General features: G+C 46.3%; 11 protein-coding genes. 7 read left to right on the top strand and 4 right to left on the bottom strand.

What is annotated here, in order from left to right; all coding sequences use genetic code 11:
• Positions 1-14 precede the first annotated feature (14 nt).
• The 3 genes from BIZ37_RS06920 (at position 15) to BIZ37_RS06930 (ending at position 3,779) form a co-directional block, all read left to right on the top strand.
• The gene (locus BIZ37_RS06920; RefSeq protein WP_255526693.1) at positions 15-965 is read left to right on the top strand and encodes an NAD(P)-dependent oxidoreductase; all 951 of its coding nucleotides are present in this window, start codon (positions 15-17) and stop codon (positions 963-965) included.
• 143 nt (positions 966-1,108) lie between these two features.
• The gene (locus BIZ37_RS06925) at positions 1,109-2,242 is read left to right on the top strand and encodes a YcjF family protein (RefSeq protein WP_187460878.1); all 1,134 of its coding nucleotides are present in this window, start codon (positions 1,109-1,111) and stop codon (positions 2,240-2,242) included.
• Entirely contained in the window at positions 2,223-3,779 is a 1,557-nt protein-coding gene (locus BIZ37_RS06930; RefSeq protein ID WP_187460879.1) for a GTPase family protein, read from the top strand. The genes BIZ37_RS06925 and BIZ37_RS06930 overlap by 20 nt, the downstream gene beginning before the upstream one ends.
• A gap of 75 nt (positions 3,780-3,854) precedes the next feature.
• Here the strand turns inward: BIZ37_RS06930 and cra are convergent, their stop codons facing one another.
• The gene (cra, locus tag BIZ37_RS06935) at positions 3,855-4,853 is read right to left on the bottom strand and encodes a catabolite repressor/activator (protein ID WP_187460880.1); all 999 of its coding nucleotides are present in this window, start codon (positions 4,851-4,853) and stop codon (positions 3,855-3,857) included.
• A 385-nt stretch (positions 4,854-5,238) separates the two neighbouring features.
• Between cra and fruB the strand changes: the two genes are divergently transcribed.
• The 3 genes from fruB to fruA are packed head-to-tail and all read left to right on the top strand — an operon-like array spanning position 5,239 to position 9,083.
• Positions 5,239-6,357 carry a fused PTS fructose transporter subunit IIA/HPr protein gene (gene fruB / locus BIZ37_RS06940; RefSeq protein WP_187460881.1) on the top strand — a complete coding sequence of 373 codons (1,119 nt, stop codon included), beginning with the start codon at positions 5,239-5,241 and terminating at the stop codon, positions 6,355-6,357.
• Between the two features lie 2 nt (positions 6,358-6,359).
• Positions 6,360-7,319, top strand: a complete 960-nt coding sequence (gene pfkB / locus BIZ37_RS06945) for a 1-phosphofructokinase (protein WP_187460882.1) — start codon at positions 6,360-6,362, stop codon at positions 7,317-7,319.
• Positions 7,320-7,340: 21 nt separating this feature from the next.
• A complete protein-coding gene (gene fruA / locus BIZ37_RS06950) occupies positions 7,341-9,083 on the top strand; it encodes a PTS fructose transporter subunit IIBC (protein ID WP_187460883.1) in 1,743 nt (580 codons plus the stop codon).
• A 254-nt stretch (positions 9,084-9,337) separates the two neighbouring features.
• Here fruA and BIZ37_RS06955 read toward each other — a convergent pair whose 3' ends face one another.
• A complete protein-coding gene (locus BIZ37_RS06955) occupies positions 9,338-10,018 on the bottom strand; it encodes a hypothetical protein (protein WP_187460884.1) in 681 nt (226 codons plus the stop codon).
• 245 nt (positions 10,019-10,263) lie between these two features.
• On the bottom strand, positions 10,264-11,097 hold the full coding sequence (locus BIZ37_RS06960) for a pyruvate, water dikinase regulatory protein (RefSeq protein ID WP_187460885.1): 834 nt from the start codon (positions 11,095-11,097) through the stop codon (positions 10,264-10,266).
• A 755-nt stretch (positions 11,098-11,852) separates the two neighbouring features.
• Here BIZ37_RS06960 and ppsA point away from each other — a divergent pair.
• Positions 11,853-14,219, top strand: a complete 2,367-nt coding sequence (gene ppsA, locus BIZ37_RS06965) for a phosphoenolpyruvate synthase (RefSeq protein WP_187460886.1) — start codon at positions 11,853-11,855, stop codon at positions 14,217-14,219.
• A gap of 66 nt (positions 14,220-14,285) precedes the next feature.
• On the opposite strand, the gene BIZ37_RS06970 is transcribed toward ppsA, so the two are convergent.
• Positions 14,286-15,167 (bottom strand): hypothetical protein, encoded by an 882-nt coding sequence (locus BIZ37_RS06970; RefSeq protein WP_187460887.1) that lies wholly within the window; start codon positions 15,165-15,167, stop codon positions 14,286-14,288.
• Positions 15,168-15,328 lie beyond the last annotated feature (161 nt).

Here is a 15,328-nt window from a genome sequence, read left to right on the forward strand (position 1 = left end):
AAGGATTGAAGGTAATGGGTAATTTTTTTGATAAAGCAAGACGCGCGATAAACCAACTAGAAGTGATGGTTAACACCATCTCCATGCCCAAGGTGAAAGCGGGAGAAAAGAATAACAGTGAACCACTGACTCAACAATCTAGCTCATTAAATGGCAAGACCGTTTTTATCAGTGGTGGCTCGCGGGGTATCGGTTTCGCTATTGCCAAGCGTTGTGCACAGGAAGGGGCAACCGTGATTATCGCCGCCAAAACCACCGAGCCTCATCCAACATTACCCGGCACCATTTATACCGCAGCAGAAGAAATTAATCAGGCAGGGCAGGGAAAGGCAATCGCTATTGTATTGGATATCCGCGATGAGGAAGCCATTGTTAGTGCGGTAGAGCAGGCCGTTGAACAGACGGGTGGAATCGATGTGGTGATCAATAATGCTAGCAGTATTCATTTGCAGAATATGGAGAATACACCCAGCAAGCGTTTTGACCTGATGTTTTCAATTAATGTCCGTGGTACATACTTGCTGACCCAGGCGTGCTTACCCTATCTTCGTAAATCCACCAACGCACATATAGTTACTTTGTCCCCACCGATTGACATAAGCCCGCAGTGGTTCAAGAACTATGGCGCTTATACCAGCTCAAAATATGCCATGTCGATGATGACCATGACGTTTGCCAATGAACTCAAAGAGTACGGTATTGCAGCCAATTCGCTATGGCCAAAAACCACCATCGCCACTTCGGCGATATCCCACATGAAGAATGGCAAGACAATTATGGAGCACTCACGCCACCCTGCGATAATGGCCGATGCGTGTTATGAAATTATCACTAGAGACGCGAAAGAGTGCACAGGAAGGTTCTTTATTGATGAGGAGGTGTTGCAACACCAAGGTATTACAGACTTTTCCGACTATGCCTGCAAGCCTGGAGCCTCTTTGCAGCGGGATTTGTTTTTAAGTTGACCTCATTTTAAGCCCTCATACCACGAGGGCTGACTGACCTATTTCTCAACACTTTTTGTTAATTGCCCCTAAATATTCAGTTGAATATGGTATTGTCACCTTTATATCCGTGAATATAAAAATCAATAGGCTACACCATAGGCATGCAGCGATTTTTCAAAAACATATACCAGTATATCAACCCAGATAAGGACCCTGCGCTTCAAGCTGCAAATCAGGAATGGGAGTCATCCCTACCTACATTGTGGCTGTTGGGCAAAACGGGAGCTGGTAAGTCGACCCTTGTTGCAACCGTTACTGGCAACGAACTTGTTGAGGTGGGCAATGGTTTTCAGCCTTGCACCCAGACTGCTGTTGAATACGCGTTTCCTGAAGAAAACCCGGTGTTACGTTTCCTAGATACCCGTGGACTGTCAGAAGCTGACTACGACCCATCTGATGACATTGAAGCTTGCCAGGCTCAGAGCCATGCTTTGGTTATTGTCATGAAAGCTGAAGAGCCAGAGCAAAGTGATGTGTTGGCGGCACTCAAGAAGATCCGAAAAGATGGCCGGATAGACAGTGTGCTGCTGGTTCATACGGCTTGTTTGTCCATTATCGACCCTGAGCAGCGACTTCAGGCTATTCGCTATAACCAAGATCAAGTGGAAAAAGTCTGGGGAACCACATTGATGTCGGTTCACGTCGATTTCCATGAAGAATCGGCTGATAGCGTTGCAGGATATAATAATGAGCTGTTTGGGCTATCAGCATTAAACACACAATTGGCTGAGCTGCTGCCAATCATTCAGTTAATGCAGCAAGCCAAACAGCATGGTGATGCGGAACACCATAACTTTCTCAAACTACAGCAAGAGATTATGTGGTATGCGGGCAGTGCTGCAGCTTCAGATGCGTTGCCAGGTGTTGGATTAGTGTCTGTTCCTGCTATTCAAGGCAAAATGCTGCACAGTTTGGCCCGGCAATATGGGGTAGAGTGGAATCGAAAGCGGTTCACCGAATTTGCTGGTTTGTTGGGCAGTAGCTTTGCATTGAAATATGCCACTAAACTTGGGGTGCGCCAATTGGCGAAGTTTATTCCGGTTTATGGGCAAACCGTCGGAAGTGCCGTTGCTGTCGCTATCAGTTTTGGTATGACTTACGCCATTGGTAGGGCTGGATGCAAGTACCTCTATCACATCAGCCGGGGAGAGCCGATTGATGAAACAGATATTCGCCAAATCTTCGAGCAAGCTTTAAAGCAGGCAAAGGAAAGCCATGAAAAAGACAATCAGTAGTGTCAGCCTGATGGGCCGTTTCTCAGCTGGCTTTGTCCCTTTATTCTTGGCTTCGATGATCATACCTGTGTTGGTATTGGCGGGCTGGGGTCTGGTGAAGATCATAGAGGATGACCATTGGTTGTTCTTGTCTCTCCTTATTGCTTTGTCATCGTTAATGGTTATCACGGGGGCCATCTGGTTTAGGCGTATCCGGCGAAATGCTTTCAGTGAAACTCGGCGAAGTGTCTCTGGTGAAGCTGGGCAACTTGAAGGCGACTATGAGGTCGCTCCATCTGGTGAATGGGGGGAGTTTGACCGTAAAGTTTGGGATACCCTGAACCCCGAGATAGGAAGTTACCTTTCTAAAGATGATAGCTGGACTGTACTTAGGGAGCATGCATTAGCGTTGTCTATGGAGGTTGCCAGCCAATATTATCCAGAACGTGATACGAAAGCCCTGTCATTTACCGCACCAGAATTTCTTCTGATGCTAGAGAAAGTCAGTCACCGCTACCGCCGCTTTCTACTTAACCATGTGCCATTTGCAGAGACTTTGAAACTGTCGCACTTCCAGCAAGGCTATCAGCACAAAGATAAACTAGGGGCTGCGAAAAAGGTTTACGATGTGTACCGGGTGTTCCGGGCGATGACACCTGCAGGCTTGATTGCTGAGGCGAGGGGGCAATTACTCGGTCGTTTATTTGATGAGGTGAACGAAGAAGTACAGTTTACATTGAAAAAAGTACTGCTTCAGGAAGTCTTGTCTGTGGCAATCGACTTATACAGTGGCCGTTACAAAGCGGCCGAAGGCGAGTTGAAGAGTAGTGAATCGGATAATGAGTTTGCCGAGGAGTTGGAACCGCTTCGGGTTGCTATCGTTGGTCAGGTCAGTGCGGGTAAATCGTCGCTGGTAAATACCTTTGTTGGCAATATCGTCGCAGAGGTCAGTGCTATTCCCTCAACCGAAAACATTGTCCTTCACCGCTGTTATGTAGATGGCATTGATATTATTCATCTGGTGGATTTGCCGGGTATCGATGGGAGTGATTCAACAAACAAACTGTTGGTCAAACAGATGGCGCAAAGTGATATTGTGCTTTGGGTGCTTAAGGCTAACCAGCCTGCGAGAAAGAGTGATGCGATTTTGCGTCAACAACTCGATGAGTATTACTTGCAGGAAGAAAACCGTAGCCGAAAGAAACCGAAGATCATTATGGTGCTCAATCAGGTGGATCGTCTAACGCCTATTAAGGAGTGGCAACCCCCTTATGATTTAGACAACGCACAATCTGCAAAAGGCAAAACAATCAAAGCGGCATTGACGTTTAATTCACAGCAGCTAAAGCCGGATGATGCTGTCGTTGTCGCTATGCCGCCGGATGAGCAGCCTTACAATATGGATAGCCTCGCTGAAGCGCTATTAGCTTCTTTTCAAGAGGGGGTGAATACCCAGCTTAATCGCCGGAGGTTAGAGCATAAAAGTGAGGCATTAACCGAACAGGCTAAGCGCTTGTATCGACTTGGCAAGGTTGCGGTGAAACGCTATACATCATGACCCGACATTAACTTAGCCGATAACAGAAAGCCCAAGCAAAACAGCTTGGGCTTTTGTTTATGTGACTGCGAAGCGCTATCGGCGCTTAATTTTTCGAGGGATCACTTCCACACCATTACGATAGCGGCCAGCAATCGCGTTAAGGGCCAGTTCTAATGCATTATCGGCAATCAGTTCAAATTGCTGAGGAAGTGATTGGATTTTGATTGGTAAGAAATCTAGCAGGCGATTGTCACCAAAGGTCGCAAGATGAGTTTTTTGCATTAGATCAGGGTTAGCTAGCAGGCAATCGAGAACGCCTTCAAATAGGGTATAAGAGGTGGCAAGAATTGCCTCTGGCATACACCCTTTGTCAATCCAGCTTTGTACTTGTTGTTGGCCTTGTTGCTGGCTGAAGTGATCGCCATTGGCAATCAAAGTATGGGCTTCGGCCACATGTTTCTTGCTGCTGTAAGAGCGAATTGCTGAAAGGAAGCCCTGCTCACGCTCCTTGGATACGCCTAGCTCGGGGACAGCGCCGACAAGCCCGATACTATTTACCCCTTTCTCCAATAAACTCTGGGTAAGATCAAACGCACCATCGAGATCTTCACTGATCACGCTGGCAAACATTTCATCATTCATTGCACGGTCAATTGCTATGACCGGTACACCACCTTTTTGAATTCTTGCGTAGAAGTCGTTATCGGTGGGTAGGGCACTGGCGACGATCAAGGCATCGATACGGCGACTAAGTAAGGTTTCAGCCACCTTCATTTCGGTGTCAGGGTCATCATCAGAACACGAGATGATCAGCTGGTAGCCTGCATTGCGCACATTACTCTCCAGCAATTTTGCCAGTTTTGCGTAACTGCTGTTTTCCAGATCAGGAATGATCAAACCAAATGATCGGCTACTGCCGGCGCGCAATGAGGTTGCAGCGTGGTCAGGCCGGAAGTTATGTTCATTCACCACAGCCATGACTTTTTGCTGGGTTTTTTCACTGATCCGGTACTTCTGTGCTTTACCGTTGATCACGTAACTGGCAGTTGTGCGCGATACGCCGGCAAGCTTGGCTATTTCATCTAGCTTCATTGTGATTCTTGTAGGTTACAGTTAGCGGGCGCCTTCATTCTACTGGTTCATACCCAGAACAGAAAGAGGCAGGCTCGGTGAATAATATGCGCGTTATATCCCGATTACCTAGGGATATAGCCACTGTTTTGTGCGGCGGATCATAAAAACACTCATGATCTTTAGAGCACAATTGCAATATTAGCTGAAACCATTCAGCATGTCAGCTGAATGGTTTCAGCATCGATATAATTTTGAACTAGATTGTGCTGGAATTTTATTTTGACCAATAGCTGAATCGATTCAGTCAGCAAGGTATCAAGTTGGTCATTTAGGTTTATATTTGTGTAGACGGGGAGAGAAGGCCATCGGTCTTCACCAGGTTTAACGAAACTGGAGTAAACACATGCTGTCACTCTCAACAAAAGATATTCAGCTTAAACAATCAGCAGCGGATAAGCAGGAAGCCATCAAGGCGATTGCTGCGGGTCTTGAGCAACAAGGTTTGGTCGAAACCGGCTATGTCAACGGCATGCTTGATCGTGAAGCGCAGAACTCAACCTTCCTTGGCAACGGTATTGCTATCCCACACGGGACAACCGACACCCGAGGTTTGGTGAAAGAGACGGGTGTCAGGGTTCATCATTTTCCGCAGGGCGTTAACTGGGGAGATAGCAAAACGGTTTATCTTGCTATCGGTATTGCGGCTAAATCTGATGAACACCTAGGCATTTTAAAGCAATTGACGAAGGTGCTTTCTGCTGACGGCGTTGAGGACAAACTGAAGACGAGTGATAGTGCTGAAGGCCTTATTGCCATCCTTAATGGTGAAGCGCAACTAGAAGCTGATTTTGATGAGAGTTACGTCCAACTTGCTTTCCCAGCCACTGACCTTGTTCAGTTGACCGCAGTCGCCGCTGGCCTAGTGAAAAATCACCAATCAGCCAGCAACGAAACGGTTGCTGATGCGATTGCCTCTGGTGCAACGCACCTAGGCCAAGGCCTATGGATTGCAAAAAGCCATAAAGACGTAAGCCGTACAGCATTGTCATTTGTCACACCGACAGAACCTTTTGAAGAAGCTGGCTCGCCCGTAAAAGGTCTTCTATTCGTGGCTGCGTGTAATGGTGCCCATGTGAATAACATGAACTATTTGGCACAACTGCTATTCAAGAACCAAGCGGGTAAGTTGTTTAACGCCGCTGCCGATCAGGTCGTGACGTTGCTAACCGAAGAAGCGCTGGAAGGTAATACCGAAGTCTTCAAAATCCGCAACCCACACGGCTTGCATGCCCGTCCGGGCGCGATGCTGGTCAGCGTTGCCAAGAAATTTAACAGTAACATTCTGGTTGCCAACCTTAACGGCGAAGGCAAAGCGGTCAATGCCAAGAGCTTGATGAAAGTGATTGCATTGGGTGTTAAGCAAGGTCACGAATTACAGTTCACCGCCCAAGGCGATGACGCTGATGAAGCCTTGGCAGCAATTGGCCAAGCTATTGCTGACGGCCTTGGCGAGGGTAAATAGTTATGACTCATACAAGCAATTCGCCGCTGAAAGTTGTCACGGTAACACTCAATCCGGCATTGGACCTAACAGGTAGCCTTGAGTCACTTAACCCAGGCACCGTCAATCTTGTTAATACTGGAACACTGCACCCCGCAGGTAAAGGCGTAAACGTTGCCAAGGTGCTTGCTGAGTTGGGCGCGGAGGTGACTGTAACGGGTTTGCTTGGGGCGGATAACCAAGAGCCATTTTGCCAGTTGTTCGAACAACTGGGCGCCAAAGATGCCTTCGTGCGTGTTAAAGGTGCAAGCCGTATCAACGTGAAATTGGTTGAGCAAGATGGCCGAGTCAGTGATATCAACTTCCCCGGTGTGGAGGTGGGCGAACAGGATTTGGCCTCTTTTGAAACCACACTGAAGAACCTGGCTGAAAGCCATGACGTATTTGTGATTGCCGGTAGCCTGCCTCGCGGTATTACCCCTGAACAATGTGCTGCATGGATCCAATGGCTGCACGATAACGGCAAACAAGTCTTCTTTGATAGCAGCAAAGCAGCATTGGCTGCAGGGTTAGATGCCTCACCTTGGCTAGTGAAACCTAACGACGAAGAACTGGCCGACTGGGCTGGCCGTGAACTGAAGTCAGAGCAAGAGTTGCTGGTAACGGCAGAGCAGCTGTCAGCCAAAGGGATAGCCAATGTGGTGGTCTCACTGGGTGCTGAAGGTGTGATGTGGCTAAACAGCGAAGGGTGGCTTCGCTCTAAACCGCCAAAAACGGACGTCGTGAGCACCGTGGGTGCAGGGGATACATTGGTAGCTGGTTTGTGCTGGGGACAGCTTAATCAGTGGAATAAAGAAGAGACATTGGGCTTTGCCACAGCACTGTCGGCACTGGCAGTCAGCCAGGTTGGCGTCGGGGTTGAAGATATCAACCAAGTGCTGAAAGTAAAAGAAAATGTCCAAGTCAATAACGTGAAGAGCTGATTCGGATCAGAGGGTGTTGAAATGAAAATTGCAGTTATAACAGCGTGCCCAAGCGGTATCGCAAATAGCATTATTGCCGCTGGCTTGATTGAAAAGGCAGCAGCAGATCTTAAATGGACAGCAGCAGTAGAGTGCCAGTCTTCAGTGGTACCGGTAAAGGCACTAAGCCAAACCGTCATTGATGACGCTGATTGTATTGTTGTCGCCGCAAATACAGCGGTAGATACAACCCGGTTCAAAGGCAAAAAGCTGTCTCAGATTACTATCGAAGATGTACTGGCTGATCCGAAAGCCGCTCTTTCACAAGCTGTTAGCCAAGCGACAGTGCTCACTGAAGTCACCTCTGTTTCTGCAGTAGAAAGCAACGATTCTTCTGCCAAGAAAATTGTGGCAATCACTGCTTGCCCAACTGGTGTCGCACACACCTTTATGGCTGCAGAAGCTTTGGAAGAGGAAGGTAAGCGTCAAGGCCATCAAATCAAGGTTGAAACCCGTGGCTCTGTAGGCGCAAAGAACCAACTGACGGCTGAAGAAATCGCTGCCGCTGATTTGGTGATTATTGCCGCTGACATCGAGGTTGATCTTTCTCGCTTTGCTGGCAAGAAGCTGTACAAAACCAGTACGGGCGCAGCGCTAAAGAAAACAACAGAGGAATTTGAAAAAGCATTTGCGACAGCAGTACCGTATCAGCACCAAGCTGGCTCTTCGTCTGAAGGTGAAGCTAAGCAAGAGAAAACCGGAGCTTACAAACACTTGATGACAGGTGTATCACACATGTTGCCACTCGTGGTTGCTGGTGGTCTGTCCATTGCACTTTCATTTGTCTTCGGTATTACCGCATTCGAACAAGAGGGGACCTTAGCTGCTGCACTGATGACTATCGGTGGTGGCTCAGCGTTTGCCTTGATGGTTCCAGTACTGGCTGGTTTCATTGCTTTCTCGATTGCTGACCGCCCAGGTCTGGCTCCGGGTTTGATTGGCGGTATGTTGGCGAGTTCGACTGGTGCTGGTTTCCTTGGTGGTATCGTTGCCGGTTTCTTGGCTGGTTATAGCGCGAAGTTTGTGGCAGAGCATGTTAAATTGCCGCAATCTATGGAAGCGTTGAAACCAATCTTGATCATTCCTTTGCTATCAAGCTTGATCACCGGCCTAATCATGATTTATGTCGTCGGTGGTCCTGTATCGACGGCGATGACTAGCCTGACTGATTTCTTGAATAACATGGGCTCTGCAAACGCAGTACTACTGGGTATCATTCTTGGCTGTATGATGTGTTTCGACTTGGGCGGCCCGGTTAACAAGGCGGCATACACCTTTGGTGTTGGCTTGCTAGCCTCTCAGACTTATGCGCCAATGGCGGCAGTAATGGCGGCAGGTATGGTTCCAGCACTGGGTATGGGCTTGGCAACTTTCCTCGCGAAGCGTAAGTTCAACGCCAGTGAAGCAGAAGCAGGTAAAGCCTCTTTTGTTCTGGGCCTATGCTTCATTTCTGAAGGTGCAATTCCGTTTGCAGCCCGCGATCCAATGCGTGTTATCCCAAGCTGTATGGCGGGTGGTGCTCTAACAGGCGCACTATCAATGCTATTCGGTGCTAAGTTGATGGCTCCGCATGGTGGTCTGTTTGTACTGTTCATCCCGAATGCGATTACACCAGTATTGATGTACTTGGTCGCTATTGCCGCAGGTACAGTGGTAACCGGTGTGACCTATGCATTCTTGAAGAAATCTGACGAAGAGCAAATGGCAGTTGCTGAAGCAAAATAACTATTGTGTGACATCAATAAGATAAAGAAAGCCCCGGCATAAATGCCGGGGCTGATGCCACCGCTGCCTACGGTATTTTTTGCGTTTGCCCCAAAACCTTCAACAGGTTAACAGAGTTATCTTTCCATGAAATAAGATTTTTTTAGTATCTCTGTTAAGACAGACGTATATTATGTAGGCTTTCCCTGCGTGTTATAAAAAGCGCATTTTATGTTTATAATTTACCCTAAAGTTATTGTTTTAAAATTATTGTTTTATTTTTCTTCTGCTGCTACTAGCACATCTTCCCCATCAACAATCAGTAAATAAGATTTACCGATTTCTAACTCACATATATCTATTTGATTTGCACTTAGAATAAGTTCTTTGTTGCAATTATCTACAAGTAATTGGTTTGAAAAATTACCTTTAGATAAATTCGTTACTGAGAAGGCTGTAGAATTAACAGTTACAGTAACATCTTCAGTTGCGAACACCCTTAGACGGTATTTATCTTCTACCGGAGAAGGTTCTTGAACGCCTGTAGACAGGGTTAACTTACCTTCGTCGCTCCAAGCGATAGCCCATAACTTTTCTCTGTTATTCAGTAGGATGTCTTCTTCTAAAGAGTTGGATGTTTGATTGTTGCTATCTGTCGTACCAATATCAAGTTTCATTGGTGTTGATGTTGTCCAACTAACAGAATGATAATATGAGCTAAAATTAAGCACTGATGCAACTTTGTTATTTTCGTCAAATAATGGGCTAGAACCACTCGACTCTTTAACAAAGAAGTCTGCAGCCGCGCCAGATATATTGACAAGATCTATACCAAGTGTTCTAACACTGACTTCATCCATTGTGACAACGGTAGGTTCAGGTGAATCACTTGAAGACCCTCCACCACAAGCAAATAAAAATAATGTTGATAATGTTGTAAGCGCAACCCTAATCATCTTGGAACCTCGTTATTATTTTTCTGAAGCTCAGGATAAGCATATTTCAAGAATTGATAATTTTTTGATGAATAATAGGGAGAAAAATAAGAAATTAATAAGTGATTGAATAGTTGTAATTTTTTAGCTCTCAATATTGAGATTTTGCGGTAAGATAGTGATATTCATCCTCATTAACAATGGCGAGTAGCAAAAAACAGAATACTCGCCGATAAATGACCACTGAGACAGTTAACTCAAAAGAGTTAGCACATCTTACGTTTTAGACCACTGATGTCGAGTAGGCGGGTGGCAATCTCTTCAACCGATAACCGGCTGGTATTTAGGTAGGGAATTGCCTCACGGCGGAACATCGACTCTACTTTGCTGAGTTCGCTCTCGCACTGCTCAATACTGGCGTAGTGGCTGTTGGCGTAGCGCTCGTGGCGGATCTCAACCAATCGCTCGGTATCAATCGTTAGGCCATAGGTTTTGTACCGGTAGGGTTCTATCGCTTTTGGCAAGCGAAGTTTACTCATATCTTCAGCGATGAACGGGTAGTTAACGGCCCGAATACCAAATTGCATCGCAAGATAGAGGCTGGTCGGTGTTTTGCCACAACGCGAGACACCCAATAGAATTATGTCGGCTTGGTCGAGGTTATTGAGTGAAACGCCGTCGTCATGGGCCAGGGTATATTCAATGGCTGCAATGCGATCCTGGTAGCTATCGGCATCTTTGGCGATGCTATGCGAGCGTTGAAGTTGAGGCTGCGGTGCCATCTGTAAATCTTCGCTCAATGGGGCGACAAGCGCATTGAGCACATCGTAAAAATGGGCCTTGCTCTGCTCGATGACCGATTTTACTTCTGGTAAGACGATCGAGTAGAACACCAAAGGTTGCGCTCCGGTTTCTTCATAGGCTCTATCAATCTGCTGTTTAACACTGTTGGCACGCTCAATGCTTTCAACAAAAGGTAGGGTGGTTTGACGCGTTGTGATATCAAACTGGCCAAGGACCGCGTGGCCAAGGGTCTCAGAGGTGATAGCTGTCCCGTCAGATACGAAAAACACGTCACGAAAATTGGACTTGGATTGCATGAAAATTTTAATCCTTGAAATTATTTTTAGCTAAAAGCATTAGTGCACTCAATATAATCATCTGATAAACAAGTTTCCAGATTTGTTGTCACACTTTGCTGCAATCTTGTTTTTGTCTTGGTCACATCCTGTTTTAGAGGTTTTTACAAAACTGTATTTGGGGAGCCAGAGCTTCAACGGTACCTTAACCGAATTTGAAATTGTCGATAAATCCATCATTGATGAGTTATCTAGTGATTTCAGGGTTGGTTGATGTTTAAGATGTTGAAATATAATAATTAAGTTAGTTTTGGTTCTAGCTTTTGCAAATAGCCTACCAATGTTGAGCCAGATCAAAAATCTGATGCGCTTCAAATTTTTTTGATAACTTGCTAGATAATTTTTATGAGAGGTGGAAAACTGAATATAGCAATTCGGTGCTACAGGGTATGACTTTAAGGGTGATGTATCTGTAATTCGAATAAGAAAATGTCTATGTATGTGTGTATATGGCTGTATCGCATATAGATATACGTTTTCAAGTAATTGAAAATGAAAAAGATTTGACAGAATTTTAGCAATTAAATTTATAACAAAAACCTACAGGGTAACTGTGCTTAGCTGACGGATTATTTGTCAGTAAAGTACACATAAGGAGACATGATTAGCGTTTTGCTCTGAAAATTGACACTTTTCGCTTTTTTTTGCAGCAAAAAGCAATCGTTTACTAATGGGTTACCTGCTTTAAACTGTTGAATCCAATAAGGAGAATTGCCGTGCAACAGAATGTTGTTTGGTACGATGCTTTGTCAATGAACGATGTTGATAAAGTCGGTGGTAAGAATGCATCTCTAGGCGAGATGGTGGCGAATCTGGCTAATGCGGGGGTAAAAGTCCCTAATGGCTATGCGACCACATCCCATGCCTTTAATCAGTTCTTGGAAGCTAACTCGCTCAATGAGCGTATCTATACACTTCTTGATGAACTTGATGTTGAAGATGTAAATGCCTTGCAGCAAGCTGGCGAGACTATCCGCAATTGGGTTCTAGAAGCACCGCTTCCACAGGATCTGGAACAGGATATTCGCGAGTGTTACCTTGAACTGGCTCAGGGTGACGAGATGCTGTCTGTGGCTGTTCGCTCATCGGCAACAGCAGAAGACCTACCTGATGCCTCATTTGCAGGCCAGCAAGAAACCTTCCTCAATGTACGTGGTATTGATGCGGTCATCGAAGCGGTTAAACACGTTTTTGCTTCGCTATTTAATGACCGTGCAATCTCGTACCGTGTCCACCAGGGCTTTGATCATAAGGGTGTTGCTCTATCGGCGGGTATCCAACGCATGGTGCGCTCTGATAAAGCCTCATCTGGTGTCATGTTTACCCTAGACACTGAATCTGGTTTTGACCAAGTGGTATTTATCACATCCTCTTGGGGGCTCGGTGAGATGGTTGTTCAGGGTGCGGTAAACCCTGATGAATTCTATGTTCACAAGCCAACGCTTCAGGCGGGTAACCCAGCAGTAGTGCGCCGTACCATCGGCTCTAAACTATTGAAGATGGTTTACACCGAAGACACTTCGCTGGGCAAGCAGGTAGAAATCCTTGATACCAGCAAGGAAGATCAAACGCAATTCTCCCTAACTGACCAAGAAATTGAGTCTTTGGCCAAGCAAGCGCTGATCATCGAGAAGCACTATGGCCGTCCAATGGATATCGAGTGGGCAAAAGATGGTATCACTGGTGAGCTACTGATTGTTCAGGCCCGTCCAGAAACCGTGCGTTCACGCGACGATGCCAACGTGATGGAACGCTTCCACCTCAACGATACCGGGCATGCGGTTATCGAAGGCCGCGCGATCGGTCAACGTATCGGTAGTGGTGAAGTTCGTGTCGTGTCCGATCTGTCTCAGATGGATCAGGTCCAAGCTGGTGATGTGCTGGTGGCTGACATGACGGACCCTGATTGGGAGCCAGTAATGAAAAAAGCGGCGGCGATTGTGACTAATCGTGGTGGCCGTACATGTCATGCTGCGATTATTGCCCGTGAATTGGGTATCCCTGCAGTTGTCGGTTGTGGAAACGCGACTGATCTGTTGCAAACCGGTCAGAAAGTCACGGTTTCTTGTGCCCAAGGTGAAACAGGTTACATCTATGAGGGTGAGTTGGACTTTGAAATCCGCCGCTCTGAGGTAGACGATCTGCCAGACTTGCCACTTAAAGTGATGATGAATGTCGGTAACCCGGATAGGGCATTCGACTTTGCCTGTATTCCAAACGAAGGGGTTGGTTTGGCAAGGTTGGAATTTATCATCAACAAGATGATCGGTATCCACCCTAAAGCCTTGCTGAACTACGAACAGCAATCGGATGAGCTCAAAGCTGAAATCAACCAGCGTATTGTCGGTTATCCTGATCCGGTTGAGTTCTACATCCAAAAACTGACCGAAGGGATTTCAACCCTGGCTGCGGCCTTCTGGCCAAAACGCGTTATCGTGCGTATGTCTGACTTCAAGTCAAACGAGTACCGTAACTTGGTAGGTGGTGTGAACTTCGAGCCGACGGAAGAAAATCCGATGATCGGTTTCCGTGGTGCGTCACGCTATATTTCCGAGCAGTTCCAAGATTGCTTTGCCCTTGAGTGTGAAGCTATCAAGCGCGTTCGTGAAACCATGGGATTGAAGAACGTTGAAATCATGATCCCGTTTGTCCGTACCGTCAGTGAAGCAGCCTCGGTCATTGATCTGTTGGCGAAGTTCGATCTGCGACGCGGTGAGAATGGCCTTAAGGTGATCATGATGTGCGAATTGCCATCAAATGCCATTTTGGCTGATGACTTCCTCAAGTATTTTGATGGATTCTCTATCGGCTCAAACGACATGACCCAGCTAACACTTGGCCTTGACCGTGACTCCGGCGAAATTGCCCATATGTTTGATGAGCGTAATGAAGCCGTCAAGGCAATGCTGGCAATGGCGATTACGGCTGCAAACAAAGCCGGTAAGTATGTCGGTATCTGTGGCCAAGGCCCATCCGATCATGATGACCTAGCACAATGGTTGATGGAGCAGGGGATCGATTCGGTTTCCTTGAACCCTGATACTGTGGTTGAGACCTGGCTGCACTTGGGTGAGCAGTCATAATCGACAGGCTGAAATAATAAAAAAGCTCGCTATTTAGCGAGCTTTTTTATTGGCCGGTATTCTAGATTAAGTGGTTATCTGCATTAAACGCGATGGCAGAGCCCTTAAACACAATGCAACCAATGGGTAATCCTTTAATGGCTTAAAGGTTGCCAATGACAATGGCTTCATTATTGGTGACTGGCGGCTTTCTGATGCGCAATGGGGACAACCGTTCCCCGCTAAATGGTTATAGGGGTGCTGTTCGAAAACACCATGAATCGAGCAGGTAATCTTACCTTTTGTTCTGGCATTCACGTATTCGAAATGTTCGTAACTATAGCGCTGTCGATGTGAGCGTAGTGCTTGGAGCACAAACTCATCAGTGGTTTTTTTACGGCTATGTTTAGCGCATACAGGGCAGCCTGCACCACGAAGGTGGGTATCTGGTCGCTGTTCAAAATCCCCATGTAATGGGCAAGTAATGGTTGCCTTGGTTAGCGCTCCGGCATAGACAAAATTATCGTATCGGTATTTACCATGGTGAATGGCATTGGCACGTTGAACAAATTGCTCTTGAGTCACCGGACTAGACCGTGAGCATTGTGGGCAGCCTTTACCTGCGAGATGAGAGTTTGGTCGCTGTTCAAACTCACCATGTATTGGACAAATAATAATGCCTTTTTCTAAAGACCCGAGGTAAATGAACTTCTCGTAGTTGTATTTGTTCTGATGAACAGTGTGCGCCTTTTCAACGAACTCTTCTTTTGTCCGCTTCTTTTTACCTGAACATTTCGGGCAACCCCTGCCTGCGAGATGGGCGTCAGGGCGTTGTTCAAAATCGCCATGGATAGGGCAGGTGATGAAACTCTTGGTTTTAGCGTTTATATACACGAAATTTTCATAAGAGTATTTTCCATTATGAAAAGCCCGTGACTCGTCAACGAACATCGCTTTGGTCTTTCTCATATCTACATCTTCGTAACTTTCTCTTGCCAGCTCACTACGATGGCAAGGCAGGATTTCAACTTTTTCCGTCCGGAAAGGTTTGATTTTATTGTAGTTATTGTATTTTTGTTTGGATATTTCTTGAATATTTATTCACGAGTCAAGTGCATATTCCTCCTATA

The organism is Photobacterium sp. BZF1, assembly GCF_014349205.1.
In the GTDB taxonomy this organism is placed as follows: domain Bacteria; phylum Pseudomonadota; class Gammaproteobacteria; order Enterobacterales; family Vibrionaceae; genus Photobacterium.

Bases quoted from the DNA above. Each gene is read 5' to 3' on its own strand.
- fruA (WP_187460883.1), top strand. From the start codon at position 7,341: ATGAAAATTGCAGTTATAACAGCGTGCCCAAGCGGTATCGCAAATAGC.
- BIZ37_RS06960 (WP_187460885.1), bottom strand. From the start codon at position 11,097: ATGCAATCCAAGTCCAATTTTCGTGACGTGTTTTTCGTATCTGACGGG.
- fruB (WP_187460881.1), top strand. From the start codon at position 5,239: ATGCTGTCACTCTCAACAAAAGATATTCAGCTTAAACAATCAGCAGCG.
- BIZ37_RS06925 (WP_187460878.1), top strand. From the start codon at position 1,109: ATGCAGCGATTTTTCAAAAACATATACCAGTATATCAACCCAGATAAG.
- BIZ37_RS06955 (WP_187460884.1), bottom strand. From the start codon at position 10,018: ATGATTAGGGTTGCGCTTACAACATTATCAACATTATTTTTATTTGCT.
- BIZ37_RS06970 (WP_187460887.1), bottom strand. From the start codon at position 15,167: ATGAGAAAGACCAAAGCGATGTTCGTTGACGAGTCACGGGCTTTTCAT.
- pfkB (WP_187460882.1), top strand. From the start codon at position 6,360: ATGACTCATACAAGCAATTCGCCGCTGAAAGTTGTCACGGTAACACTC.
- cra (WP_187460880.1), bottom strand. From the start codon at position 4,853: ATGAAGCTAGATGAAATAGCCAAGCTTGCCGGCGTATCGCGCACAACT.
- BIZ37_RS06930 (WP_187460879.1), top strand. From the start codon at position 2,223: ATGAAAAAGACAATCAGTAGTGTCAGCCTGATGGGCCGTTTCTCAGCT.
- BIZ37_RS06920 (WP_255526693.1), top strand. From the start codon at position 15: ATGGGTAATTTTTTTGATAAAGCAAGACGCGCGATAAACCAACTAGAA.